This is a genomic window from Roseovarius sp. Pro17 (genome assembly GCF_035599575.1).
Taxonomy (GTDB): Bacteria; Pseudomonadota; Alphaproteobacteria; order Rhodobacterales; family Rhodobacteraceae; genus Roseovarius.
In genome coordinates this window covers 765,147-791,438 of record NZ_CP141179.1, presented here as the reverse complement: position 1 = coordinate 791,438, position 26,292 = coordinate 765,147, and the positions used below count along the sequence as shown (strand labels likewise).

The 26,292-nt window shown below is 57.0% G+C and carries 29 protein-coding genes and 1 pseudogene; 15 read left to right on the top strand and 15 right to left on the bottom strand.

Features of this window, described 5'->3' with window-relative positions; all coding sequences use genetic code 11:
• Positions 1-58 precede the first annotated feature (58 nt).
• Entirely contained in the window at positions 59-547 is a 489-nt protein-coding gene (locus U3654_RS03830) for a hypothetical protein (protein WP_324754038.1), read from the bottom strand.
• Between the two features lie 3 nt (positions 548-550).
• Positions 551-2,230, bottom strand: a complete 1,680-nt coding sequence (locus U3654_RS03825; RefSeq protein WP_324754037.1) for a hypothetical protein — start codon at positions 2,228-2,230, stop codon at positions 551-553.
• Between the two features lie 135 nt (positions 2,231-2,365).
• On the opposite strand from U3654_RS03825, the gene U3654_RS03820 reads away from it, so the two are divergent.
• From U3654_RS03820 to U3654_RS03795, 6 genes are all read left to right on the top strand, one after another.
• Complete coding sequence (locus U3654_RS03820; protein WP_324754036.1) at positions 2,366-2,584, top strand: hypothetical protein; 219 nt, start codon at positions 2,366-2,368, stop codon at positions 2,582-2,584.
• On the top strand, positions 2,581-3,033 hold the full coding sequence (locus U3654_RS03815) for a DUF2924 domain-containing protein (protein WP_324754035.1): 453 nt from the start codon (positions 2,581-2,583) through the stop codon (positions 3,031-3,033). Before U3654_RS03820 ends, U3654_RS03815 begins: the two co-directional genes overlap by 4 nt.
• Positions 3,030-4,337: a recombinase family protein gene (locus U3654_RS03810; protein ID WP_324754034.1), complete on the top strand. Its 1,308-nt coding sequence runs from the start codon at positions 3,030-3,032 to the stop codon at positions 4,335-4,337. Before U3654_RS03815 ends, U3654_RS03810 begins: the two co-directional genes overlap by 4 nt.
• The gene (locus U3654_RS03805) at positions 4,334-4,717 is read left to right on the top strand and encodes a hypothetical protein (RefSeq protein ID WP_324754033.1); all 384 of its coding nucleotides are present in this window, start codon (positions 4,334-4,336) and stop codon (positions 4,715-4,717) included. Before U3654_RS03810 ends, U3654_RS03805 begins: the two co-directional genes overlap by 4 nt.
• A gap of 433 nt (positions 4,718-5,150) precedes the next feature.
• Complete coding sequence (locus tag U3654_RS03800; RefSeq protein ID WP_324754032.1) at positions 5,151-5,492, top strand: hypothetical protein; 342 nt, start codon at positions 5,151-5,153, stop codon at positions 5,490-5,492.
• A gap of 49 nt (positions 5,493-5,541) precedes the next feature.
• Complete coding sequence (locus tag U3654_RS03795) at positions 5,542-5,820, top strand: hypothetical protein (protein WP_324754031.1); 279 nt, start codon at positions 5,542-5,544, stop codon at positions 5,818-5,820.
• Positions 5,821-5,892: 72 nt separating this feature from the next.
• On the opposite strand, the gene U3654_RS03790 is transcribed toward U3654_RS03795, so the two are convergent.
• The gene (locus U3654_RS03790; protein ID WP_324754030.1) at positions 5,893-6,297 is read right to left on the bottom strand and encodes a hypothetical protein; all 405 of its coding nucleotides are present in this window, start codon (positions 6,295-6,297) and stop codon (positions 5,893-5,895) included.
• Positions 6,298-6,700: 403 nt separating this feature from the next.
• Between U3654_RS03790 and U3654_RS03785 the strand changes: the two genes are divergently transcribed.
• Positions 6,701-6,865: a hypothetical protein gene (locus U3654_RS03785; RefSeq protein ID WP_324754029.1), complete on the top strand. Its 165-nt coding sequence runs from the start codon at positions 6,701-6,703 to the stop codon at positions 6,863-6,865.
• Between the two features lie 34 nt (positions 6,866-6,899).
• Positions 6,900-7,124, top strand: a complete 225-nt coding sequence (locus U3654_RS03780; protein ID WP_324754028.1) for a hypothetical protein — start codon at positions 6,900-6,902, stop codon at positions 7,122-7,124.
• Here U3654_RS03780 and U3654_RS03775 read toward each other — a convergent pair.
• Positions 7,121-7,606: a hypothetical protein gene (locus U3654_RS03775; RefSeq protein WP_324754027.1), complete on the bottom strand. Its 486-nt coding sequence runs from the start codon at positions 7,604-7,606 to the stop codon at positions 7,121-7,123. The genes U3654_RS03780 and U3654_RS03775 overlap by 4 nt on opposite strands.
• Positions 7,607-7,654: 48 nt before the next feature.
• Between U3654_RS03775 and U3654_RS03770 the strand changes: the two genes are divergently transcribed.
• Positions 7,655-7,984: a hypothetical protein gene (locus tag U3654_RS03770; protein ID WP_324754026.1), complete on the top strand. Its 330-nt coding sequence runs from the start codon at positions 7,655-7,657 to the stop codon at positions 7,982-7,984.
• A gap of 211 nt (positions 7,985-8,195) precedes the next feature.
• Positions 8,196-8,735: a hypothetical protein gene (locus tag U3654_RS03765; RefSeq protein ID WP_324754025.1), complete on the top strand. Its 540-nt coding sequence runs from the start codon at positions 8,196-8,198 to the stop codon at positions 8,733-8,735.
• Positions 8,736-8,842: 107 nt separating this feature from the next.
• Here U3654_RS03765 and U3654_RS03760 read toward each other — a convergent pair whose 3' ends face one another.
• From U3654_RS03760 to U3654_RS03730, 7 genes are all read right to left on the bottom strand, one after another.
• Positions 8,843-11,287, bottom strand: coding sequence for an SIR2 family protein (locus U3654_RS03760; RefSeq protein ID WP_324754024.1), 2,445 nt, complete (start codon positions 11,285-11,287; stop codon positions 8,843-8,845).
• Positions 11,288-12,527: 1,240 nt separating this feature from the next.
• Complete coding sequence (locus U3654_RS03755; protein WP_324754023.1) at positions 12,528-13,511, bottom strand: branched-chain amino acid ABC transporter permease; 984 nt, start codon at positions 13,509-13,511, stop codon at positions 12,528-12,530.
• Positions 13,508-14,398, bottom strand: coding sequence for a branched-chain amino acid ABC transporter permease (locus U3654_RS03750; RefSeq protein ID WP_324754022.1), 891 nt, complete (start codon positions 14,396-14,398; stop codon positions 13,508-13,510). The genes U3654_RS03755 and U3654_RS03750 overlap by 4 nt, the downstream gene beginning before the upstream one ends.
• Positions 14,385-15,101, bottom strand: a complete 717-nt coding sequence (locus U3654_RS03745) for an ABC transporter ATP-binding protein (RefSeq protein WP_324754021.1) — start codon at positions 15,099-15,101, stop codon at positions 14,385-14,387. The genes U3654_RS03750 and U3654_RS03745 overlap by 14 nt, the downstream gene beginning before the upstream one ends.
• A complete protein-coding gene (locus tag U3654_RS03740; protein WP_324754020.1) occupies positions 15,094-15,825 on the bottom strand; it encodes an ABC transporter ATP-binding protein in 732 nt (243 codons plus the stop codon). Before U3654_RS03740 ends, U3654_RS03745 begins: the two co-directional genes overlap by 8 nt.
• A gap of 42 nt (positions 15,826-15,867) precedes the next feature.
• Entirely contained in the window at positions 15,868-17,112 is a 1,245-nt protein-coding gene (locus U3654_RS03735) for an ABC transporter substrate-binding protein (protein ID WP_324754019.1), read from the bottom strand.
• A 149-nt stretch (positions 17,113-17,261) separates the two neighbouring features.
• A complete protein-coding gene (locus tag U3654_RS03730) occupies positions 17,262-18,188 on the bottom strand; it encodes a LysR family transcriptional regulator (RefSeq protein ID WP_324754018.1) in 927 nt (308 codons plus the stop codon).
• A 175-nt stretch (positions 18,189-18,363) separates the two neighbouring features.
• On the opposite strand from U3654_RS03730, the gene U3654_RS03725 reads away from it, so the two are divergent.
• Genes U3654_RS03725 through U3654_RS03705 form a run of 5 tightly spaced genes read left to right on the top strand, consistent with a single transcriptional unit; the run spans position 18,364 to position 24,017 of the window.
• A complete protein-coding gene (locus U3654_RS03725) occupies positions 18,364-19,569 on the top strand; it encodes a CoA transferase (RefSeq protein ID WP_324754017.1) in 1,206 nt (401 codons plus the stop codon).
• Entirely contained in the window at positions 19,566-19,925 is a 360-nt protein-coding gene (locus U3654_RS03720) for a hypothetical protein (RefSeq protein WP_324754016.1), read from the top strand. The genes U3654_RS03725 and U3654_RS03720 overlap by 4 nt, the downstream gene beginning before the upstream one ends.
• Positions 19,925-22,165, top strand: coding sequence for a N,N-dimethylformamidase beta subunit family domain-containing protein (locus U3654_RS03715; protein ID WP_324754015.1), 2,241 nt, complete (start codon positions 19,925-19,927; stop codon positions 22,163-22,165). The genes U3654_RS03720 and U3654_RS03715 overlap by 1 nt, the downstream gene beginning before the upstream one ends.
• Before the next feature lie 2 nt (positions 22,166-22,167).
• Positions 22,168-22,536 (top strand): nuclear transport factor 2 family protein, encoded by a 369-nt coding sequence (locus U3654_RS03710; protein ID WP_324754014.1) that lies wholly within the window; start codon positions 22,168-22,170, stop codon positions 22,534-22,536.
• Between the two features lie 20 nt (positions 22,537-22,556).
• Complete coding sequence (locus tag U3654_RS03705) at positions 22,557-24,017, top strand: aldehyde dehydrogenase family protein (protein WP_324754013.1); 1,461 nt, start codon at positions 22,557-22,559, stop codon at positions 24,015-24,017.
• Positions 24,018-24,179: 162 nt separating this feature from the next.
• Here the strand turns inward: U3654_RS03705 and U3654_RS03700 are convergent.
• From U3654_RS03700 to U3654_RS03685, 4 genes and pseudogenes are all read right to left on the bottom strand, one after another.
• Positions 24,180-24,461: pseudogene (locus tag U3654_RS03700) on the bottom strand (hypothetical protein); the annotation flags it as partial.
• 16 nt (positions 24,462-24,477) lie between these two features.
• The gene (locus U3654_RS03695; RefSeq protein WP_324754012.1) at positions 24,478-25,185 is read right to left on the bottom strand and encodes a recombinase family protein; all 708 of its coding nucleotides are present in this window, start codon (positions 25,183-25,185) and stop codon (positions 24,478-24,480) included.
• A gap of 78 nt (positions 25,186-25,263) precedes the next feature.
• A complete protein-coding gene (locus tag U3654_RS03690) occupies positions 25,264-25,803 on the bottom strand; it encodes a phage terminase small subunit P27 family (protein WP_324754011.1) in 540 nt (179 codons plus the stop codon).
• Positions 25,791-26,282, bottom strand: coding sequence for a phage terminase small subunit P27 family (locus U3654_RS03685; RefSeq protein ID WP_324754010.1), 492 nt, complete (start codon positions 26,280-26,282; stop codon positions 25,791-25,793). The genes U3654_RS03690 and U3654_RS03685 overlap by 13 nt, the downstream gene beginning before the upstream one ends.
• Positions 26,283-26,292: the final 10 nt, after the last annotated feature.

The window sequence follows — 26,292 nt, the reverse complement described above, 5'->3', positions numbered from 1 at the left end:
GGCCGGTCGAATCGGAGTTAGTCAGACCCTCTGATCGGAGTTGAATCGGAGTTGAGAATTAAATCGCGATCTCCCACTGCCCAGATTTGGGGGACCGAACGAAATCAGCTTTCAGCTTGTTCCAGAGGGGCTGATTGAAGATGTTCGCCAGCGACTGCTCCCCGAACCCCTTGGTGAGATCTGCAGTTGCCATCGGCGCAGGACCGTTGTTATGGGCTGTCACCAGCCGTTCGATCACAATCAGCCGGTTTTCGCCCGATATGCCGATGGTGCCTTTCCCGGGGACAAAGAGCGTCCCGGCATTTTCACCTGTTCGGTCGAGGTCGACAGTCTGGCCGCCCTTGGCCAGACCTCGGTTACGTCGAAAGACAGTCTTGAGGCTATCCGCGGTGAGAGATATCTCGGGCAGATCACCCTCGATATGATCGATGATTGGCGTCAGCACATTCGCCGCGAGACATGACCCGACGGTTCTTCCGGCCTGCAGGACCAAGCCAATACCCTGATCCGGGCGCGCCCTCAGCTCCGTATCGATACTGGCGCGCACCCGCTAGTCCGCAAGACCGCGAACCAGATAGACCGGCACATCGCGCGCATCAATCTGCAATGTCCCGAGGGCGAGAATGTGCGAATTCAGATCTTCGACAGCAGGAGCATCGAGCACATCAGCAACGCGTTCGCGAAGGTGTTGGGCAACCCATCCTTCGCGGACCCTGTAGACACGGTACCGATCCGGCGGTCCGCCGGGCGCTGATTGACCTTCCGTTGCCTTCAGGTCGGCTCCCTCAGGCCGCAAAACGACCTCCGCAGCCATTGGTCCCAAACCGTCGTCATCATCAATAAGATCGTCACCCTCCCATCCTGCCGGGACCAGAAATCCCACTTCCGTCAAAAAACTTGGGTCGATACGGCGTTCCTGAAGCCATGCCCCACTGACCTTGTCAGCACTTATGTCCCATAGCGCCAAAAGGGCGGGTAGCGCCGCCATGCTCTCTGCTTCGCTTGGCGCGCGACCTTCCAGAAGGATGTCCCACTTTCGCAGCAGTCGATGCCCCAGAACTCGTTCGAAAGGGTCGTCGAGGCTGAGGAGACTGCTGGTGTTGCGGTCGGTGATGGTGAAATCGAGGGTTTCTTCAGTGTCCCGACCGGCCCGCCGATACTGCACCGCGATCTCAACGAAGCGGATCGCGACTGCTCGTTCGAATATTCTTCCAAGCCCAGGCTGACTATCGATGATCGCCGACATGTCTTGGTTGATCGTCGTCGAGAGCGAAAGGCGATTGGCCAGATTGCCGATGCTGACGTCAGCCCGTATCACCTGTGCACGAAGGATGATCACATCCTCAAAATCAGGCAGCGTCAGTTCGAAACCCGCGAAGAACAGCGAGATGTCGTAGGCTTGAAAATCAACCGGCTGTCGGGAAGGTGGCTGATCCAGAACAGTCTCGATGAAGCTTTCTGCAATCGTGTGCCGCAGGGTTCGATTACCCGCTCGAACATGAACCCTCCCGGTCGACGGCGTGTAGACGATCATTGCTTCGCCCGGAGGCCGAAAGTAGATCCGAGAACGGTTGCCAGCGTCGTCGATCTCCCGAACGCTGGTTGGCGGATCCGGATGGAACAGCAAATACATCTCCGCCGCCGGTTCGCCATCGCCCGCGGGAATGTCAAATCGGTCGATGTTATAGCCATCTCCGCGATCAAGCCGGGTGTTCAGATCGGCCAGAAGCAAGTCGAGTACGGAACTTGCCGCGTTCGCGCCACGTTCATGGGACGGCTCGACCATGAATGTTTGGTAGTGCTTGTCATAGCGCCGGTAGAGCCGCATATGCAGGCTGTTCTCCGTCGCCTCGAACAAAGTATTCTCGTTGATGTAGGTCCATAGGCTACGCGCGAGTTCGTCCCTCTGGCCCATCAGACTCCTTGTCCGTTCGGACTCAAGCTTTGTCCTCCCCAGCCCCTCCAGCGCGAATTGGCCGCGAGACCCGGCAACCGTGACGATCCGAGTGGCCTCGGTCTCCAGAGGGGCCAATCTATCCTTCTTCTCCTGCAGCAGCATCTCCTCGGCAGAATTGACCGTACCAGGCTCAGCAGGATCGAACTTGTATTTATCGAGCCAGCTCAGCCTCTCGAAAGCCCTCATATTCAGAAAGGTGGCAACCTGATCCGTCTCAGCCTCATCAAACAGCCGAGAGAGATTTGGGCAGGTCTTGGTCGGGGCACGTACCATGTGGATCTCCAAAGGCTTTACTACCGTATAACGTGCACGCAGAAATCATGCTCGGAATTTGACAACCATATGTCCCAATTCATCAGGATGATTGGCTTTCCCCTTGCAGAACCCTTTCATCAAGGAAGTGCCTGCATGAGCCGATCTTTATCCTGTGGTCCCAATCCGCTGAACCCGATCCACATGAAACCGCTCGAGCGCCGCGCCGAGCTTTGCAACCTGCTGGCGCTTGGTTTGCTCCGCCTTCGCATGAAATACGCCACCGAAGTATCTGCCAAACATGGAGAAATTCCGCTACACAACCCGGCCGACCAGAGCGCTCATGCACCTCCAACTCAAAGGAGAACCGCATGACCAGCCCCGATCCCATCCCAACCCGCCTAGCCGCGCTCAAGACCACACCGACGCCAGACCTGAAGCAGCAATGGCGCGAGTTGTTCGACAGCGAGCCGCCCCCGTTCAATCGCCGGTATCTTGAAAGCCGCCTGGCCTACCGCATTCAGGAGTTGGCGTATGGCGGACTGAAACCGGAAATTGTGAAGCGGCTGGAAGCCCTCGGCGAACAGTTGGACGGCGGCGACCGCAAGAAGAGCCGCATCCGCGCTGATCTGACACCCATCACCGGCACGCGGCTGTTGCGTGAGTGGCAGGGTGTCGAGCAGGTTGTCACCGTCACCGCCGATGGGTTTGAGTGGCAGGGGCGCCCTTACAAGTCGCTGTCGGCCATCGCCCGCGCCATCACCGGCACGCGCTGGAACGGCTGGGTGTTCTTCGGCCTGAAAAATCACCGGAGGCGCACATGACCAAACCCATCGTCAGAAAACTGCGCTGCGCCGTCTATACCCGGAAATCCTCCGAGGAAGGCCTCGAGCAGGAGTTTAACAGTCTCCATGCCCAACGGGAGGCCTGCGAGGCCTACATCGCCAGCCAGCGGTCGGAGGGTTGGGTGCTGGTCCGCGATCAATATGACGACGGTGGCATCTCGGGCGGAACGCTGGAACGCCCGGGCCTGAAACGCCTGCTGGCCGATGTAGAAGATGGCTTGGTTGACGTGGTCGTCGTCTACAAGATCGACCGCCTGTCGCGGTCGCTGATGGATTTTTCCAAGCTGGTCGAGGTGTTCGACCGCAACGATGTGACCTTCGTCTCCGTGACTCAGTCGTTCAACACCACCACCTCCATGGGGCGTCTGACGCTGAACATCCTGCTCAGCTTTGCCCAGTTCGAGCGTGAGGTGACGGCAGAACGTATCCGCGATAAGTTCGCCGCCAGTCGGAAAAAAGGCATCTTCATGGGAGGCAACCTGCCCTTCGGCTATGACGTGAAGGATCGCAAGCTGGTCATCGTCCCATCCCAAGCTGAGATCGTACGCAGCGTCTTCGACCGCTTTGTCGAGATCGGCTCCGGCACTGAACTGGCGCGCGAACTGGATGCGAAGGGTGTCACCACCAGCCGTGGCAACCGCATCGACAAGAAGTTCATCTACCGGCTGCTGAACAACCGCGTCTACATCGGCGAGGCCGTGCACAAAGGGACCAGCTATCCCGGCGAGCACAACGCCATCATCACCCGCGCGGTTTGGGACAAAGTCCATGCCATCCTGACCGAAAGCCCCCGCAAACGGGCAGCCCACACCCGTGCCGACACGCCCGCACTGCTGAAAGGGCTTCTGTATGGCCCGGATGGTGCCGCCTTCTCGCCGACCCACACGCGCAAAGGCGGCAAGCTCTATCGCTACTATGTCAGCCAGACCGTTTTGAAGCACGGTGCTGGATCCTGTCCGGTTGGACGCGTCCCGGCAGGCGAAATCGAGAAAGCTGTCATTGACCAACTGCGCGCGGTCTTCCGCCAGCCAGAAATTGTGGCGGGCACATGGAAGGCGGCACGCGCGCAGGATGGGGAGATCACCGAGGCCGAAACGCGTGATGCATTGACCCGCCTCGATCCTCTTTGGGACGAGCTCTTCCCGGCCGAGCAGGCGCGCATCGTTGCGCTGCTGGTCGAGCGGATCGATATCGGCACCGATGGTCTGAATGTGCGCCTCCGCATGGACGGGCTGACCGGGCTGGCGCGCGACATGAGGACTGATCTCGGGGCGGCGGCATGACCCGCGCGAAGGTAGCCCCAGAAACCGTGACAGTGCATATCCCGTTTCGCCTCGTGAAGCGTGGTGGCCGCAAGGAAATGCAGCTGCCGGATGGAGCCTCCGACCAGCGCAAGACGGACAACACGCTCACCAAGGCACTGGCGCGGGCGTTCCGATGGAAGCGGATGCTGGAGTCGGGGGAGTTTGTCACAATCGCCGAGCTGGCCGAGCGCGAGGGCATCGCGCCGTCCTACATGACGCGCGTCCTGCGGCTGACCTTGCTCGCGCCGGAGATTGTCGGGGCGATCCTGAACGGGCGGCAGGATGCGCAGCTGGCTTTGGCAGGCTTGTTGGAACCATTCCCCGTAATGTGGACGCGCCAGGTGGAACTGTTCGACTGACGCGACTGGCCTTCTCCGACCGTTCGCTGGTCATCCTAATGCTGCGCTGCAGCTTTCGCATTACTGCCATTCGTGCATCTTGCTGCATTGGTTGCGGTTGAAGATCAGCTATGCAGGGCGAAGCATGAGTTCGCCGCGCTTGCGCCAATGGCTGCTCTCGGCGGCCAATCATGAATGGGTTTGCGCAAGAAGCGGTCGTGTCAGCCGGAAACAGACACGCATTGGTGGTGTCCATCGCACACCTCTTCACTACTCGCGGGTGAGCAGCATCCATGCACTTGGAAAACATCTCTAAAAGGTGATGTCCAGATGCCTGCGAGCGGGTCAGCCGCCGCTAGTGCAAGTAGCCTTGACGAAGATCAAGCAGATATATGAGGCGATGTAAATTTATGCTATACTTACTGGTATATAGTTCATTCTAATGGAGATTCCCATGAAATTTGACGTTGAAACTATTCGCAAGCAAGCAAAGCAATTGAAGGACGAGATGCCTGAACTATTTGAATACCTGTCAGAGAGGGACAAAGCGACTACTGAGCTGGTCACGGCACTTTATCAAAGCAAACCAAATCCCGAATACTTTCCGGAAATTAGGATTTCACTCATTGTGGACATAGTTGAAAAATTCGCACCACAGAATAGCTGCCCGATTTGTGATGAAAATAACATTTCATTGTTTCTTCTTGGTAAGGGCGTTCGTGCAGGCCTCTGTGACGCCTGCAAAAATGGTGTCTATTTGAGAGGTACGGGTGTTGACTCGTTAGGCTCCAGCTGAACGTCTCGAGCTTTAGCTTGATCAGAGTGTCTATTCGCGGACGGGAGGGATGCGAAGTTCTCCAGTTGACGAAGAACTCAGCGACTCAAAAGGCATATCGAGAATTTTGGGGATGACAGAAACGGTGGTTGCCAGCAAAGATTGCATGATTGGCGCAGCCATTGAAAATCCAATGCCACCAACCCTTGGCAAGCGTCGGCTTGGTTTTGTCACGTTTTCGGTCAGGTCAGTAGAAGCTGACATTCGCCATCGCGCAGCATTGGGGAGAATGGGCTCAAAGCCGATATGCGGCAACGCCGCAGACATCCCTGCTGCCCCGCCCGTCTGATCGACATGAACGGCCGTTAGCCACAGCGCAGAACCGAAAGACCATCTGCTGTGCGAACGAGGCGGGTAAGTCCTAGAGGTTGGGGACTGAAAAGAGGGCGCCAGAATACACAGGTCTCTCTCCTTCAACTTCGATGTAGCAAAGGGCCTCAAATCTCATACCCGGTTCATGTTTGACTCCAAGTCGTTCAATATCGAAGTCGTCTTCAGGTTTACTGCAGTGCGACCATGCCCCATTATACCATTCCGGCAAATCGCTTGAGATGCCGACCATTTTGTGTTCTCGCGTTCTGATTTCATTTGGGGAATTTAGGTATATTCCTCTAAGCCCACCCTTAAATGAGTGTACGGAAGCGGTTTCAGGGACATCCTCAGGCAAGTCATAATAACCGACAGAATAGCGCATATACTCGAAGTATCCGTAAGTACTGGCCCCAACTACCGCCAACGCGCCGACGACCCATTTTACCTTTGACATTGCTACTCTTTCGAAACTAGTTGGCATGATCTTTGCTGGTTGCACTACAAGCCACTCGAAAATCTATCAAGGTAAACGTCGCGAATTCGTTTACCAACCGCATTGGGCTCAGAAGCCGGCCTTAGAGGCTGCGCAGCATCAAACCGGGCGTCCGTTGGAAGCGCTGTTATTCCCGGCCCATACCGGCCATTGACCGGGCCCTATCTCCGCTGCGATGCAGCCCGTCATTCCGGACTTTCGCTGCGACTGCAAAATCAAGGACGCAGCGAACTCACGCTCTGCGGACAGAACCGCTATCGGCCCAATGTCGGCTATTGAGCGCCAACCCGAGGTTCAGAAGGTGCTGGACCGGGGCCGGGCCATCGAGCATGACCGCCTAGTTGCCAAGCTGTAGGAGCTGGCGATGGACGGCAACGTGACCGCCGTGATCTTTGCCTTGAAGGCCCGCCACTCGTACCGCACGGGCGAGCCCTTGGAGGGCAGCGCCGTGCAGGTCAACATCAACCTGCCCTCCGCCATGACGCCCGAGGACTACCGCAAGTTGGTGGACGTGACGCCGACGAAGTGACAAGTTGATCCCGGACATTCCGGGAGGGTTACATTTGCATACTGTCAAGACGTTCGATCACGAGGGGCGCTCGTTTGAAATCAAGATGGTCAGCGACGGGGACGGCTGGCATCTCAAGGTCTTTGTCGATGGGAAGCCGACAAAGGTGGACGGGGGCGTGAGCCACGAAGTCCAGCAAGACGCTGCACATTATGAGTTCGGTGATCCGCGCAGGATCATTGCGGATGCGCTGGAAGATTTCATCAAGGGGAAGGGTTAGGGCATCGCCGCCGCGACCTCGGCAGTCACGTCGCGGACCCCGGGGGCGGACCACACGTCCTCCCGCAGGATAAATTTATGGCTGTTGGTATGGGCGACGTAGGTTGACCGCGCCTCCACCACGCCGCGCGGGATCAGCGCCGCCCTGACCACGCAGAAGTCATCATCGAAGATCACGCCCGCCAGCACGTCGAAGTGCCCGCCTGCAAGGTCGCGGATTGCCGATAGCTGGCGCGAAGGGTTGCGCCGGTGGACCCGCCGCCCCTTGATCTGGAAGCGCGTCCCGTCCGGCCCGGTCGCGTCATATCCCCGCTCTGAGTTCGGGGCCTGCGTCCAGCCGAAGGCGGCGCAGAACAGGTGTTCGGCAAGGTCGCCGGTCGGGTTGTTGGCAGTGCGCACGACGCCCCGCGACCGCAGCTCCTCGCCTATCTGGGCATGGAACGCGAGGAGTTCGGCGGCGGTCAGTTGGACAAGGTCAGGCAACAAGTATCTCCCAAAGCGGCATGTCACTGATTCGGCTATACTATCCCAATGATGCACAACCCCGCCACCATCGACATTGCGCCCATGCCGTTTCAGGCGCGCGTCCTGTCGCTGCCCCTCGAATGGGACCTGCTGCTTGACGGAGGGCGCGGCGGCGGCAAGATCTATGCCGTGATTCTTGAGGTTTTCCGCCGGGCCGAGCGGTGGGGCGCGCAGTCGCGGACCCTCATCACCCGCCGGACACAGGGCGCGCTGTCGGAGCTGGAGCAGTCATTCGCTGCAATACAAGAAATCTCCAAGATGGGCTCCAAGCCGACCTCGGATGCGGCGCGGCATCGTGACTTTGCTGCCGACTTCGTCGACAAGAACGGCCCTTAGCAGCCGCTCGCGTGCGTCCATGTCGCCGCAATGCGGCGCCGCATTGCGGACATTGGCAACGGCGCATGAAGTCCCTAAGGTGGGGCGAATATCCATTTATGTACAAACGCCTGCCGAGCGGCGCTGGTGTAAGATTTGAGGCGATTTCAGGAATTTTACGATCTAAACTAACACCCTGATTCCAATCGCGACTTGCAAGCCTGGTGAGTAAATGACGGATTATCTTAGCAATCGCAGTGACGAAGCGTTGGACACACTCATCCGGCGCAGCGAAGCCGCCCCGAAGTTAACTCCACAACAGCAAGAAAACCTAACCGCTGCGAAGCACATTCTTGCGGAACGAAGTGCTGCCAAGGTAAAGGCGCACTTCGACATCCCTCGCGCGATCGCCTTTCTGACCTCAGTAGCGTTTGAAAAGCGGCTTTGCAGCTATAAGGAATTGGCACTGGCATGCATAAACAATCCTAAAGCCGAATGGTCCACCTACTACCGCAAAATCGGCGGTCATAATGGACTGATGCAATCGATTATCCGCCATTGTGCAGCTAACGGGCTACCCCAGCTCCCCTCTCTGGTCGTGCGACAAGATGAAGTCAAGTTGGGCCCGGATGTGCCGCCAGACCGAGAAGGCGAAGCTGAATACGGTTTCAAAAGAGGAATGGTCGATGAAGGTTTGGCGAAGCAAGGTGTTGATACAGACGCCTTAGTTCTGGAACATCGTCAAGCTTGTTTTACATGGGCTGAAGGGTAGCGAGCGCCGCTCCCGGCACTTAGCCGACCTTGGTATGAATCACCGGTGCTGCGGCGCAGCTTCCCCAAAGCAGCCTCTCACACACACTGCAGCATTTGGGGGGAATCTCAGTCTTGATCGGTATCTTCGATAGCTTCCATCTCGAAGACATCCCCATTTATTGGTGAAACCCGCCTTTCAAAGCGATGAATCATTCTAGTAATATCAGGGTCGCCGATTTCTTTTTCAGCAACTTTCATTGCCTCAAGTGCATCGTCGATGAATGAATTATCCCCGGATACGCGATACAGCTCTAAGGACACATCTGCATGAAGCTGAAGGCTCTGGCGATTGAATGGGTCGCCCTTCAGAATTACCAAGGCTGAGGTGAACGCGTCGTTCAACATCTTTGCTTTGTCGTCGAGCATCAAACCCAACGTGCCTATTGCACGCTCTATGAGAAGGCGGACCCTGTATCTGCGGACAGGTCCATCAGCTCCCAAGTCATTTTCAAAAATTCTAATTTCAGCTTCTGCATCTGGGAAGTGGCCATTGCGAATTAGGTTAGTGATAAGGCGGTGCCGTGGCACCCTTTCTCGTGGAGCTACCGAGATCATCATTCTGAGAAGCTCATTTTGAGATGATACATCCGAAACACGTGATAGACCTCCTTCAAAGCTACAAAGCTGCCGAAGCGTTCTGATTTCAATGTCGTATGTCGGTGAAATATTCGAAATCACCCGCTTCAATAATGCGAAAATTTCTTCCTGACCACTAAACTTATGTTTCGAAATAATCTCAGAAATTACTGGATGCCGTCCACTCCAGCCAAAGATGCTCTCACGGTGATTGATCTGATACTCGTCGACTAGACCCTCAAGGTTCTCGAGAACTAGGCCAATGTCTTGAGCTGCAATTTGAAGTAACCGAACCACGAGTTGGCGGTGAACTCTGACGCCGAAGCTTTCTAAGGCACAAATTATTTTATAAACAGTTTGATACTCTGAACTGATGCTCGAAAACTCACGTAAAATGATTGTGTCGAAGCTATCATTTGCAAAAATGTTCTTCATACAGACAAAGAAATCCTTGTTGCACCTTTCGATCAGTCGACGCCTACGTTCTTGAAGAGTAAAGCCTCTAAAGCTCTGGTCCACCAGCTTTGCGATCTCTGGAACACCCTCTACCAATGACAGAAGGCTACTGATTTCAGATGGGTTCAGTGTAGACAATTCTAGAAGTTCCACGGACTTGTATAGGTTTGCGGTTTTGATGCGTGGCTTCCAGTGGTTCTTGGCGGATGTTAAAATAAGTCGTAGGCGTATTGATCCATCATCGTGCAGCCAGTTAATTAGGTTGTTTATTTCATGAAGATAAAGATGTGCATCGTCCAGCACTAGCACAGCATCGCGCTGGCTATCGTCTAGAGCTCTGGCGACGGATCTCCATTCATCGGCGATGAATTCCCGGTCTGGATTGTGTTCCCAGCCCAAATAACCTTTTCCAACAAGGTCAAATGCAATTTGTCGAACTAGAGATGTTTTCCCAACGCCACTTGCGCCCAATATTACTGAAAACTGAATATCCTTCTGTAGTTTTTCAGAAACTCTTTCCTTGTGGGTTCTGGGAAAGGTGAAGCCCGCTCGGATGTCTGCATAGGATGGTGCGCGTCCTCCAAACATTTTCGCGAAATCGGGCGGCATCTGATTTGCCTGATGCTCAATATCGATGGTAATAGACCGTAATATAGCGCTTTGAATAAGGGGGTCATCGGAGGTTTCAAAAACGGGGACGAGCTGATCAGACTGCTTTGCGAGTTCAAAGAAAAAATCATCAATACCACCAAATGCGACCTGTAGCCCCTTTCTTTCGAGAAGCATCGCGCGGTTGTTGTCCTCCGTATAGACAAGCAAGAATACTCTTGCCGAAGAATAGGATTTCTGCCGAATCTTCAAGGCTCGCTTCACTAATTTGTCTAAATCTGGATCAGCTAAAGATTGCCCAATTATAACAACATCATGTGAGTTTAGATCATTTTTAAGCCTGTCGTAGAGAGCTTCACGATAATCTTCTACGGTATCATTGTCTTCCTCAGTCAGAACCAATTTGGACCGATGCCCATCCGAAGTATCATAGCCAATCGTTCCATGTATCTTGAGTATTGGTGTCGAGGTCGGAGGCGTTGGTTCGCCAAAGTCAAAATTTGAAGAAAAAACTCGAATGTCTTTGTTTTTCTTTGAGAAGGCCCTTTCGACGAGATCGTCATAATTTGTCGTGAAAATCGAAACCCAATCATATTCGGCTACATTTTGCAGGCCGCCAGTCGGTCGCAACCCCTTAAACTTATGCCTTACCTGGGCAACCAAATCTTTGCGGCTCCTTTTATACTCAAACAGGGAGCAGAGTTCAGCAAAGTTATAGGTCCCGGGTTCTTCGCCAATTAGCGGAGCCAAATGTTCACAAAGGTTCCAAACGCTTGGGGCCCCCGAGGGTAGGGACGCCCCCGCACCAAACACCAGAACAGTATTGCTTGGAGTGAGCTCGGCGACGAGGGAGTTGATCGAAATTGTCATTTTGGCCTCAAACATTAGAGCGAGGCCTCAGCATCGCGACAAAACAATATAAGCCTCTCGAACTCTTGATAAGAGACAAACTGCAAGCCAGATTTGTTCGTAACGAAGCAAAATCCGCTTGTCACATTCAACCTGAAGCAGAATGTTAACAATGACCGTAAGTTTATCCAGCGTAAACAGCTTAGATCTGGAAAAACTGGTTTCCAGTAGGGCAACGGTATCTGGCGTCAGAGCTTTCGCTGGGTCTGCTTTTGCCACGAATCAATGAGACAAATGGACCTGCAGCTAAGGCCCGCTTTCCGCCCTTCATGTCGAATGCTGCGTCGCGGCAATTTGATCGAACTGCGTCTCTGTCGTTGTGGAAATATATTCCGATTTCAGTTCCATCTGGCCGAACGAGACTGGCATCGAAGTCAATATTGGGGTTTCAAATAAATCGTCCTAAAGCAGCACCTTACAACCTGAACACCAAAAAAGGCGCAGTCATCAGCTTCAGAGAACGACGGCCCAGAGAGAACAGTTTTACACGATTCCTAGCATAGGCGGTGCTCAGCGCAACTCGCATAACCTTTGGAAATAACGGAAAAATTCGGCCTCAGCCGGAAAGGGAGAACAGTTTCTCAAGGGCAAGTGGCGGAGGGAATGCGACCCCCGTCGAACCTTCTCCACCTCGCAGGCCATAGATCTAAAGCCGAGAAACGTCACCTGAGGCTCAAACAAAATTGGGACCTTGCCTATGTGTCACGTCGATCCCGCGTTCGCACAACGTGCTCGCGAAATCTTTGAGCAACAGCGGAAAGTGGACATAAATTTTCACGGCCAGACGAATGATTTCGGGATTGGTTTTCGACATGTCGAAAGGCGGAGCGTTTTGTCACCCTGCAACACTCGGCCACCGACCAGCCCGCCTCATGTCGATTTCCTCTGACAATGCTGCCGGGCCCAATAGTGTTCAGGCGCGTAGGATTCCATTGCAACTTGGCAATGTGGATGCGGTCGCCGAAAAGCCAAGAACAGTTTGCGCGACAGTTTTTTTAAAAAACGACTTCACCTTCGCAGTCGCGCTAGAAAGCTGAAGTACTAGCTTGGCCAAATTAACCCTTATAATTGATCCTTCCTTCATAGTCCCATCCTCCTGATCCAGTTCGTACCAAATTAGCACAAGTGCCGTCAGGAGCGGTCGCCCAACCAACCCATCATCAAAGGCTCATCACATGCTGGATATTAAAGTTGTCGTGGATCAGTCTATTGCATGAGGCCTTTTCGACAGCCTTTGCCCACGCCACTTGGCGTGCCACGTGGCTAGACCATCGGGGATGCCCGCAAGCCCCTTAGGAAAAAACCTGAGGATCGACACAATTAGTACAGCTGTGACCAGATAGCGTCCTGGCCCCAGCGGGGTCATGATTTCGGTCAGAATGGCAAACACCAATGCGCCAACCACCGGCCCCCACACAGTGGCGACGCCTCCCAGAAGAAGCATCGATAACGCGATGGTGAGAAATGAAAAACCAAACATGTCGGGTGAGGCCGCTCGCACATATTGCGCATAAATTGCCCCTGCTGCCCCCGGAAAGATAGCAGAAAAGGCGAATGTGGCAAGCCGCACCCTCGCAAGCGCGATACCTCGCGCGATGGCATAATCCTCGTTCTCGCGCAGTGCTGCGACGCGCCACCCGAAGGGAGATCGGCGGAACCAACTTACCAATAGGATGGTGAGGATCAAGACGACCAAGGCCAGATAGTAATATCCCAAAGCCTGGTCCGAGCGGAAGGAATAACCAAAGACCCGCAGCGGCGGAATCTGGACAAAACCAAAGTTGCCCCCGGTTAGCGAGCGTTGATTTAAGACGAATTGCAGGCAAAGTTGCCCAAAACCGAATGTGACGAGGATGACATAAATTCCCTTTAATCGCAGCACCGGCAGGCAGACGATCAGGCTGGCAATAACCGACGCAGTGACGCCAATGGGAACACCCATCCAACTGGGAAAACCATAGGTTTTCGTTAGAATTCCAGTCGCATAGGCCGCAATGGCAAAGAAGGCCAAATGTGCAAAGTTGAACACGCCGCCGAAACCCAGCGAGATGTTCCACCCCGAAACCACAATCGCATAGAGTAGTGCGACGATGGACACATGCCGAATATAGCTGTCATTGGTGATAAGCGGCAGCACCGCCAGCAGCGCGAAGAATGCAAGTATGATAAGATGCTTGCGAGTCATTTGCGGCCCATGATCCCATTGGGTCGGATTACCAGAATGATAATAAACACGAGGAAGAGCGCGGCCTGCGTCCAGTAGGCCCCAAGAAAATAGGTCGATGCGGCCTCACCAAAGCCCACGAGGTATGAGCCGATAATGGTGCCGGGTATTGAGCCGAGCCCTCCCAGTATTACCACGATCATCGCTTTGATCAAAGGCTCGCCGCCCAGCCCTGGTGTGATGAAGCGGATAGCACCCAGCATCACACCAGCGAACCCTGCAAGACCCGCCGCGATGGCAAAGGCCACTGCATACATGGCGCGCGCGCGAATGCCCGACAGTTCGGCAAATTCACGGTTCTGCGCCACGGCCCGCACGGCCGATCCAACCCATGTAAAGCGCAAAAACGCCCACAGCCCTAGCATCAGGAGCGGTGCCAACACGATAATCGTCGCCTCATGTCCCGAGATAGCGGTTCCACCGACCGAGACATTTCCAGATACCACTTTCTCCAGTTGTTTGATCCGTGGCCCCCAGATCAGCAGGGCCGAGTTCTCCAAAAAGAACGCACCCGACAGCGTGGTCATGACCGTGATCAAAACGAGGTTGGGTTGGGTCAGGAATGGCAGGATCAGCAGGCGATTTATCACCAGCCCTAGTATGGCGGAAGTCGCGACAGCAATGACAATACCGGGTAGCAATCCCCAACCCAGTGCAGCAGGATCCGAAACTGTCCACGCGACATAGGCACCGATCACCATAATCGCGCCATGCGCGAAGTTGAAGATACCCAGCGTGTTCCACACAATAGCTAGCCCAGCCGCGATCAGGACATAGAGCGACGACAGCACTAGGCCCGACGCAAATATGGCGCGGGCCGCGCTGCCAATCTGGTCAATCCATTCCAAAATACATCTCCATGATCTTGCTGTGCTCTAAACTGCCAGACACGAAGTCATTCCGCGCCAGCCCTTCTTCGACGAAAACCTGCCGCGTGGTTAGTTTGCGCAGAAATTCAGGGTCTTGCTCGACGATGATCAGTTGCGTGCCCGACGCGATGATTTCCCCGATCGCATCGCGCAACTCACCCTTCAGGCGCGGTGACAGGCCCAGCGTCGGCTCATCAAGGATCAACAGTTTGGGCTGCCCCATTAGTCCGCAGCCGATCGAGACCATCTGACGCTCGCCCCCCGACAGTGTGCGACAGCGCTGCGATTTACGCTCTTCAAGGCGTGGAAAAAGGGCAAATACCTCTTCCAGCGTGCTGCGCCACGCTTTGCGTGGACGGGGTGCATAGGCTCCTAAATGCAGGTTCTCCAACACGGTCATATCCGGGAATAGATGGTTGCCCTGCGGCACATGCACGAGGCCCCGCGCTGCAATGGACGGGGTGGGCAGGCGTGTGATGTCGTCGCCAAAAAAACGAACCGTGCCACGCCACACCGGAATCAACCCTGAGATCGCACGGAAAAGGGTGGTCTTTCCATGTCCGTTGGGACCGATAAGGCCAAGGGTATCGCCTATCCCGACTTGCAGATTAAGACCATGGAGGACCGGCTGGCGCCCATAGCCCGCGACAAGGCCCTCGACTTGCAGAACGTGTTCAGACATCGTCGGCCGCACTTCCCAGATATGCCTCCACAACTGCCGGGTCGCGCACCACATCGCGCGGATTGCCGCGTGCGAGAACCTCACCGTAATTCAGTACGATCAGCTGTTCTGACAGTGCAAGAAGCAGAGAAATGACATGTTCGATCACAACTACAGCGATCCCTTTGGCGTTGATTTGCTTGATCAGCGCGATCATTGCCTTGACCTCGGGCTTGGACAGGCCCGCCGCAGGTTCATCCAGCAGCAAAACCTTGGGTTGTCGGGCTAGGGCCGTTACGATCATCAGTTTCTTACGATTGAACACGCCGATCTCGCCCGAAGGCTGGTCCGCGTGATCCGCAAGGTCGAATTCGGCCAGCAGCGCCATCGCGACGCCCCGGCCCGCCCGGCGACCCGGCTGTGTCTCGGGCGGCATAGAAACGAGAACATTCTCGATCACCGAAAGATCACCAAAATCAGTTTCAGTCTGAAAGATGCGCACCAGCCCAGCACGGGCAATCTGATGGGCGCGCATCCTCTTCAAGCTTTGACCATCCAGACGCACCTCACCCGCATCCGGGCCGGTGGGGATTTTGGTCAACATATTGAACAGGGTGCTTTTGCCTGATCCATTTGGTCCGGCCAGCCCCAGCACCTCGCCTTTCTCTATGGAGAAAGAGACGCCACGGAGCGCCGAGAGCGCTCCGAAGCTTTTTGTCAGTCCGTCAACTTCAAGCAATGCCATGCCAAGTCCGATCAGATTGCTTTTCCGTGCCAGACTATGCCCTTACTTGGCCATCCATGGTGGTGTCTGGCTGTCGCCGGTGGCGTATTCGCTGGGATAGATCGTAACACGGTTTCCATCCCAGATCTGGTAGAACTGGATCGGCAGATAGCCATCGCCCTGAATGGAGAGGTGGGTTTCCGGATCGAACTTTACCCGCCCGTGGACCATTTCCTTGTCAGTCTGCGCCAGTTCGGCGTTGATTGCAGCATAGTCCATAGGATCGCCGACCTTGCCCAGCAAATCGGCATAGAGATAAACCATCTCATACACGATGTAGCCGTAAATCGAGCTGTCATAGCCATACTCGGCCGTGTACTTATCGCCGATTTCCTTGGTGCGCGGACGCACCTCGCCCGAAATCGGACCGCCCAGCATGTTGTATAGCACCCCGGTCGAATTTTCCTCGGTAAGGTCGACGAATTCTGGCACCGACGGAGCATATTGGATGAAAAGCAGCGAATCTGTCGGGTCTTCCATGAACTGGTTCATGAATGACGCGGCGTTGGACGACGACGCTTCGGTATTAATGATGACCGACGGCGGGTTCTGGCGGATTTGCGACAACATCACGCGCCAGTCGTTGATCTCGACCGGGGGAACAACGTCGTCGAACGTCATGGTCCATCCGGCCGCGTCCATGGCCGTTTTCAGCCCCTCATAGATCGGCATGGAATAGGGATTGTCCGACCCAATGATGGCATATGTCTTGTCGCCGGCATCGAAGGTACCGGCCTCGGTCATCGCGTCGATAACCTTAGGCAGCTCGGTCTGGTAGGCATCATAGGAAGGTGCCAGTGACCAGACGTTTTTATAAAAATCGGGATCTTCCTGAATGATCGAACGGTATTGGTTCGAGTTCGCGGCGACCATGTACGGCACGCCGATTTCGGCGACATAATCCATCTCAAACCCCGACAACGATCCGAATGGGGTCACGATGGCCCCCAGATTGTCGGTGGATTTTAGACGCTCGACCGCGGACAGCACTGCATCCGGCGTCATTTCCTTTGTGTCAAACTTGTCAACCTCGAACATGTAGCCGTTGACGCCGCCTGCTGCGTTGATTTCCTTGGCGGCTAATGCAGCCCCGTTATAACCCTCAACCGCGTCTGCGGCGAAGGGGCCTGCAAACGCGCCAAGCACGCCCAAAGTAACCGTTTTATCCTGCGCCATGACGGGCCCAGAAAACGAGAACGCGACAGAAACCACCGCCGCAGTCACGATGGAACCGGATTTCCTGATCATGGTCCATCTCCCCCTGAATGATCTGTTTCTAATACAAATGACAGGACTCCAGATCCCGCCAATGGGACCCAAATCCAGCCTAAAAGCAGCATTGCGGTTCGCACGCCACGCAACAATCTTTGTTTTGGGGATAGAGCGATACAAAACTGTTATGGGCGCTGCGTGCCGCGCATCCGGTCAGATGCGACCAGACCGCGCACCAACTCGCCGGTCACGCCCGCAATGACCTCAGCAGCACGCGAGAGTGCCCAGTCCTTGCTGGAAGCCAGATAGACCTCTCGCGAAAGGGTTGGATTTCGGATCTCTGCGGCGCAGAGCGCGCCCGAGTGGCACTCTGCCTGAATAGCGCACCACGGCAGAACCGAATGACCATAGCCCGCACCGACCAGTTTCTTGATCGCGTTCAGTGAGTCGAGTTCGGTCTTGATGTTCAAACGTAACCCATTGTCGCGCTGGTGACGGTCCAGTACCTGCCGCAGCCCATGCGCCTGCCCAGTCACGACCAGCGGCAGTTCGTTGAGCGTATCCAGATCGACCGCATCGCGCCCCGCCGCAGGCCCGCCCGGCGCAGTGACGAAATATAGCGGCTCGGTAAGGACATAGGTCAGATCGAAGGCGGCGCTTTCCTCAACATCGAACAAGATCGCCAGGTCCAACTGCCCCGACCCCAGCCATTCGGACAAATAACCCGAGTGGTTCTCATTGACGTTCAGCGTGATCGCCGGAAACCGATTTTCCACCTCGGTCAGCAACGGCACAGCCAGTTCGATAGACACCGACGTCGGCAGACCAATCTGGACCGGCCCTGATGGCTGCGAAGAACAGTCCTGCACATCGCGCGTAGCGTGGGTCATCTGGCGAAGGATGATCTCGGCATGATGCATCAGCGTCTTGCCGCATTCGGTGGCAACCACCCCCCGCGTCGAGCGATCAAACAGCTTTACGCCCAGTTCGGCCTCCAGATTGGCGACGTGATGGCTCAGCGCGGGCTGCGCCACGTTCAACTCTACCGAGGCGCGCGAAAAACTGCCGCAGCGCCCGATGGTCAAAAAATAGCGTAATTGGCGAACATCCATACCGAAACCTGACTGTTGGAATTGTATAGGCGCTGATCTTGGCACTCTGCGAAGGGTGCGACAATGGGCATGCCCATAACATTATCGTCTAGCGTTAGAGGAAGGTTGTTCTTTCGCCTGCGCCGTGCGCGCTGCAAACCTAATGATGCCACAACCCCGGAGCGCGCGGTCCATCATGACAGACGTACCTAAACCACTGGACGGAATCCGCGTGCTCGATCTGGCCACGTTCATCGCAGCACCTATGGCGGCGGGAATCTTGGGCGAATTCGGCGCCGAAGTCATTAAAATCGAGCAGCCGAAGGCCGGCGACCCGCTACGCCGCTTTGGCGTGCCTGCGGACGAAATTGGAGCCACCTATTGCTGGCTAAGCGAAGCGCGCAACAAAAAATCCGTCACGCTGGACCTGCGCCGGCCTGAGGGTGCCGATATTTTCAAACAACTGGCCGCTGAGGTAGATGTCGTCTGCGAGAATTTCCGACCCGGAAAAATGGAGGAATGGGGGCTGGGCTGGGATACCCTTTGCGCGATCAATCCCCGGCTCGTAATGCTACGGGTGTCGGGCTATGGTCAAACCGGCCCCAACGCCACGCGCCCGGGTTTTGCACGCATTGCGCATGCGTTTGGCGGTCTCAGCCACTTGACAGGCGAGGTGGACGGGCCGCCGTTGACGCCCGGTTCGACATCGCTCGCCGACTATATTTCGGGCGTCTATGGCGCGCTTGGCATTTTGTTGGCATTGCGGGTCAGCGAACATGCGGGGGTGGGTCAGTATGTCGATCTGGCGCTTTATGAGCCAGTGCTGCGCATGCTGGACGACCTTATTCCAGCCTATGCTGCCAAGGGGATCGTGCGCGGGCGGCAGGGTCTTGGCACCTCTAACGCCTGCCCGCACGGACATTTTCGCACCTCTGACGGCTGGGTTGCTATCGCCTGTACAAACGACCGGATGTTCGAACGGCTAGCGCGCGCAATTCAGCAGCCTGAACTGGCCACGCCGGAGCGTTTTGGCACCACACCTGCGCGCCTCAATAACTCGGGTGAGGTGGACGCAATAGTGCAGGGTTGGACCTTGCAAATGACGACTGACAATCTGGTCGCCTACTGCGCTGAACGCGATGTGCCTTGCGCCGCTGTGAATACGGTCGAACAGATATTCGCCGATCCGCATATCGCTGCACGCCAGAACCTCGTTACGCTGGCGCATGATATTCTGGGGCCAGTCACAGTCCCTGCGGTATTGCCCCGCCTATCTGAAACGCCTGGAGTGGTTGGCACACTTGGCCCTGCCTTGGGTTCCTCCAACGAAGACATATATACGGGGCTGTTGGGCATCGATGCTGAGCACATGACTGCATTGAAGGAAAGTGGCGTCATATGACCGATTTTCATAACCTGACCGACGACAGCGGCTCTTCCCGAGCAGTTTGGGACGCGATCTTGTCACGGGGCCCGTCGCTATATGCCGAATACGCGCTACAGCCGGTCGGGGCGCACTCGCCTGACCTGCAATTCGTGTTGCAACACTTCCGCAAAGCCCCCTGTGCTGGCAAATTCGTGCTGGTGGCGCTGGAACCGCACAGACGGTGGGCGCTGGGCACATTGACTGGCACGCGCGGCGATCCCGTGACTATTCACGATGAAATCACTTTCGACGACCTGGCCGAGGCCGAACGCTATGTCTTTCGCCAACGCTGGATCAAGCTGACCGCCATCGACCCGGCCAAGGAAACGTAATGCCCCTTCCCTATATCACCGGCTACACCGACCACGTCAGCCTGCTGCGCGGCGGGCGCCTAAAGATCATGGCGTCCTGCACATCCGCCGATCAGTTCGAGGCCGCATTGGTGCGTGTGCGCTGCGGCGACCTAAATCCGGAGGGGCCGGGATTTTCCGAAACAGTTATCCCGTCAAAGTTTGACGGCAGCTACCCCGCGCGCGAACAGATCGCCAATGCCGGGTCGTCCGTTCTGATCGACATGGCCGAATGCGAGTTTATCGATTTTACCGCCATGGCACATATCTGGCCGACGTCCCATGGCGGCGAACAGGTCATTCTGTCTCGTACTGGACCGGATGGCGCGTTTCGCCTGTTTCTGTCGGATAGTTACCTAGTGGCAGAGATCACGGACTCGGGCGGCACTGCCCGCTTGGCGGGCCGCATGCCTTTGGTCACACGGCAATGGCATTTGGTCGCGATGACGTTTGGCGGTGGTAAACTTACGGTAACGCAAGAACCCTATTCGCGCAGCGGGGCGGGTGAACGCCCGATCATGGCAGAATGCCCGGTCGACTTTGACTGGACGTGCGACACTACAGCACCACTGCTGATCGCGGCGCGGCGCATTTCAACTGAAGGGGAAAAGCTGCGCACCGATTGCCACTTCAACGGTAAGATCGAAAAGCCGCGGCTGGCTCGCAAAGCCCTCACGCGCCTAGAGATCGAAACATTGCGCCAAGCCGCCATTCCGCCAGACCTAAACGATGAGGTCATCGGTTTTTGGGATTTCTCCCGGGAGATCGATAGCGAAATCGTGCGCGATCTGTCCCGCAATGGGCATCACGGTAAAACCGTCAACCTGCCCGCGCGCGCCATGACCGGATCGAACTGGACTGGCGAAGAAGTGAAATGGGCCGCAGCCCCCGAACAATACGGCGCGATCCACTTCCACGATGATGATATCTACGACGCCGGCTGGGACACCGATATTGACGCACAGTTGCCAGATGATCTTCCCTCAGGCGCCTATGCCATCCGCCTTACGGCGGGCAACAAAGTGGAACGCCTCCCATTCTTTGTACGCCCCCGGCCCACAGACAAGCCCGCGCCGCTGCTCTATATCGCGTCTACGGCGACATACTGGGCCTATGCCAACCTAAACCCGGTGCCGTTCCCTATCGCCGAACTGCTATCCAGCCGCCTCATTATCCTACACGAGGCAAACCGCCTGATCGACGAGCATCCCGAATGGGGGCCGTCACTGTATGATATCCACTCGGACGGCTCTGGCGTGTGCTATTCCTCGCGCTTTCGCCCAATCCTGAATTTCCGTCCAGGCTATATCTCGAGTTTTGGCGCGAATGGCTCAAATCTGCGCGAATACAACGCCGACACGCATATTCTGGATTGGCTGGAGGCCACAGGGCAAGACTACGACGTCGTCACCGACGAGGATCTGCACCGCGAAGGCTATCCCCTGCTGGCGCGCTATAGTGCAATCATGACAGGCACCCATCCCGAGTATTTTTCGGCCGAAATGTGGGACGGCGTCAAAAGCTATACCGACGGCGGCGGGCGCATGATGGTGATGGGCGGCAATGGTTTCTACTGGCGCATCGCATTTCATCCGCGCCTGCGCGGCGTGATCGAAGTGCGCCGCTCTGGACCCGCGATACGCACATGGGAAACCCAGCCGGGCGAGGAATACCACGCCTTTGATGGCAAACTTGGCGGCCTCTGGCGCGCGCAGGGCAAGCCGCCGCAATCTATCGGCGGCGTCGGCTTCATTTCCGAGGGGTTCGATCTTTCCACCGGCTATCGGCGCACTGATGCAGGACGCGGACGACGCACGGCCTTCATTTTCGACGGGGTCGAAGGCGACTGGATCGGCGGGTTCGGATTGCAGGGTGGCGGCGCAGCAGGGGTCGAGATCGACCATGCCGACACCGCCCTTGGCACGCCCACGCATACAGTGATCCTGGCTTCGTCCGAAGGACATACAGAGGCATACCGCCTAGTGAACGAGGAAATGTCGATCACCGTGCCAACCGTCACCGCCCCTGCCGAGGCGCGAATTGCCGCCGACATGGTTTTCTTCGAGACGCGCGGCGGTGGGGCGGTGTTCAACACCGGCTCAATCGCGTGGGCGGGCAGCCTCAGCCATGATGACTATACCAACAACGTGTCACAAATTTCTTGGAACGTGTTACGGCGCTTTTTGGACCCCGCGCCGTTCCAAACGCCACAGGAGGACTAAGAATGTCGGAACTTCATGCCGTTGAAGCAGCGCTATGGGACTATCTCGATGGCCTATATGAGGGGGACGTCGATCGTCTGGCCCGTACTTTCCTACCCGAAGCGCATCTTTATGCGGCCTCTGCCGATGGCCTTTCGAGCCTGCCGCGCGATGTCTGGCTGGACAAAATCCGGGGGCGCAAATCGGCCAAGGACAGCGGATTCCCCTCGACCAACTGCGTTCACTGGATCGACGTGGCCGAAACCACGGCAACCGCGCGCGTCACCTGTTCGCACCCGCCCAACGGGTTCACCGACACGCTGAGCCTGCTGAAAATGCCGGATGGCTGGAAGGTCATCGCCAAGACCTATCACATGGCACCACTGGACTGATCCACAATGAGGACGACATCATGATTTCGGCCACCCTACCCGATCACATCACTGGCCTGCTGGTGGATGGTGAATGGACCACCCCGCAATCTGGACAGTGGCTGGACATCATAGCCCCTGCCGAAGGCCAGCCATTTGGCCGTATCGCGGGCGCGGGCCGCGCGGACGTGGATGCTGCCGTGGCCTCGGCCCGCCGGGCGCTGTCGGCCGACTGGGGGCGGCTGAACGCCGCCGAGCGCGGGCGGCTTTTGTCGCGCGCAGGGCTGATCGTGCAAGAACGGGCCGAAGAACTGGCCGAGCTTGAGGCGCGCGACACTGGCAAGCCCATCGCGCAGGCCCGCGCTGACATAACCGCTTGTGCGCGCTATTTCGAATATTACGGCGGCGCGGCCGACAAGGTTCATGGCGACACGATCCCAGTCCAAAATGGCTATTTCGCCGCGACGGAAAATGTTCCGCATGGTGTGACGGCACATGTCATCCCGTGGAATTACCCTGCCCAGATGTTTCCCCGCTCAATTGGACCGGCCTTGGCGATGGGCAACGCTGTCGTCATGAAACCTGCCGAGGATGCGTGCGCCACCACCTTGGTGCTGGCCGATATCTTGCGCGAAGTGGGCTTTCCGGCCGGATCTGTCAACATGGTCACCGGTTTGGGCGCCGAGGCAGGCGCCGCGCTGTCCGAACATCCCGATATCAATTTCATCTCGTTCATCGGGTCGTCTGAAACCGGTGTGGCTATTCAGACTGCCGCAGCCAAGACCCATATTGGCTGTACGCTGGAATTGGGCGGAAAATCTGCCCAGATCGTCTTTGCCGATGCCGACCCAGCGCTCGTCATCCCTACCGTCGTGGCGGCCATTACCCAGCATGCCGGTCAAACCTGCTCTGCCGGATCGCGCCTTTTGATCGAGCGCGCGGCGATGAAAACGCTGCTGCCGCAAATCGTGGAGGCATTTTCAAAGGTTCGGGTCATCATGCCGCATATGGAAGGTCAGCTGGGCCCGGTGATCAGCTCGCGTCAAAAAACGCGTGTCGAACGATACATCCAGATTGCGGACGAAACGGGCCTTCCGCTGTTGGCCAGCGGCCAAATGGACCCCGGGTTAAGCCCCGACGGCTATTTCATCCAGCCGCGCATGTACGGCCCCGTCCCACGCGATCACCGTCTGGCGATCGAGGAAGTGTTCGGCCCGGTTCTGGCCGTGATCCCCTTTGACGACGAGGCGGACGCGATCACCCTTGCCAACGCCAGCGACTACGGATTGGTCGCCGGCATTTGGACTAGCGACAGCGCTCGCGCACTACGGGTCGGACGGCAGATGCAGGTAGGGCAGGTTTTCGTCAATTGTTTCGGCGCTGGCGGCGGGATCGAATTGCCCTTCGGCGGGATGAAAAAATCCGGCCATGGTCGTGAAAAGGGCTGGGAGGCATTGAGGGAATTCGCCGCAGTCCGCACCATTCTCGTACGCCACGACTGAGATCAACTTATATATTTAGAGGGACGGACGGCCTCGTCTCTTACCCAAAATCCGGAAAACCGGAACTGATCCGCTTTTGCTCTGATCGACGCGCTCGTTTAGTCCATCTTCTTTTCGAAGGCGACCGGGCTTTCCCATCCCAGTGCTGAGTGGAGGGTGCTGTCAGACAGATGAGATCCAGCCTCTAAAAGGACAGTGATCTTGCCTTGATGCCGCGCCCAGATCGCGCCACCCGACGAGAGCGGCAACGCGGTTCAGTTTGAAATTGTCACGTGGGCAAAGATGGCGTTCTTGATTGAGATGGTTGTGGACTGGGGGCCTGGACGGCGATTAATTTTTCCATGCTACGCATCTTTCGAAAGCGCAGCATCGCCGCTCCCGTCGTCGGAACGGCCGGTGAGAGTTCTCGACCTTGTTGTTCAGCCCGCAGCCCGTTGTTTGCCGTGATGGAGCAACCGCACTAACTGCCGGCGCCACCTGTACAATCAATCCTGCGGATCAGGTTCCTGACGCTGGACACATGCCACATCCCTCCACGCCTCGTGAGGATACTACGTCGGTTCAGTTCTGCGGCTATGGCGCGCAGCGTCTCATGGCCCTGAGCACGGATATCCTGCACCACCGCCTTGAGGTCGTGGGCGAACTGGTCGGCATTTGCACTCACCGTTCGCCGGAGCGCCTCGCCCCCCTTCCCTGCCCGTTTGAGCGCCGCCGCCCCGTTGGGATTGCCGAGCGTCACCCCGCGTGCCTTCGCCGCCGCCAAAGCCTCCTTCGTGCGCCGGGAGATCGCCTCGCGTTCCTGCTGGGCCACGAGGGCCATGATGCCGACGGTCAGATCGTTGGCTTCAGGCATGTCCACCGCCAGAAAGCGCACGCCACTGTCCCGCAGCGTCAGCAGAAACACGGCATTGCGGCTGAGCCGGTCCAGCTTGGCAATGACCAACGTCGCCCCGGTGAGCTTTGCCAGATGCAGAGCTTTGGCGAGCTCGGGCCGGGCATCCTTGCCGCCGCTTTCAACTTCGGTAAAACGGCCGATGACGTCCGCCCCGCGCGATGCCGCAAAATCATCGATTGCCTTGCGTTGCGCCTCCAGACCAAGACCCGATCGTTCCTGCCGTGCGGTCGAGACCCGCTCATAGGCAACGAACTTGGGGGCTGCGTGCGCCATGTACAAACCTGCCTAACGTGGGTTTGGCAGATGTGTACGCGAACCCGCGCTGTATTGGAACGCTCGAAGCTGGCCATCTCACTCATAGCTTATTGTTTTAACGTCACTTTCATCAGCAGAACCAGCCTGCCCCGAGTGATCCAGAGGCCGTTCGCATCGGTTGCCTTCCTTGTCGGTGTAGACCGTCACGAACTCGATCGTCGTCACCTGATCCGTCGGACTGTCCTGAGCGATGTCGAGGCGCGCCCGCGCGACCGGGGTCAGCCCCAGCTCTCCCATATAGCGCGCCATCAGCTCCATCTGCTTGTTGGCGACCGAGAGCCAGGGCGATTGCTGCACATAGCCGCTCGGCGTCTTCAGCAACATCGGCGTGCTGGCAAGCTTGTCCTCCGCCTCCACCCAGCGGCTGTAGGCCTGGCAATAGACCGCAAGCGCCGCCCGATCCGCCACCGTCAGAACCCCGACGGAATGCAGAGGAGATGCCAGGCGGCGCCATTCCTTGCGGGCGACAGCGGTCAGATGCGCCGGACAGCGCGGCAACGCGCCGAACGCGGCCGTGCCGCCCTCAATGACCTTGGGTATCGGCTTGCGTCCCCTCCTGCCCATCAGGCCAACCATTCATCAAGCTGGGCGAATGGGTTGGGCCCTGCTTCGCTTGTCCCGACCACACGGGTCCGTGCCGACGGGGTCATCCCGAACTCGGCTGCATAGCGCACCATGTCGGCCATTGCCTTGTTCGCCGCTCCGACCAGCGGGTTCTGGATCAGATTGCCGCTCCTGGTCTTGACCATCAGACCGTCAGTTACAGCGTCCCGCGCAGCCATGCGCGCCAGTGCCGCTTCGGCAGCGCTCCATCGACCATAAGCTTGGCAATAGGCGGCCAATGCTCCGCGATCGAGATGGGTCAGAATGCCCAACGCCACCAATTCGACAACGACACGGCTCCACTCGTCGCGTGCGGCATCAGTCAGATGCTCGGGCGCATCGGGGCGTGCCACCTCCGGCTGTGGCTCACGCGGGTTGAGCCGGTGGGCGCGCGCGGTCCCGGTGAGGAGCTTCAGATTCGTGGGTTTCGTCTTGGGTCCCCGCGGGGCCATGCCAGGTCTC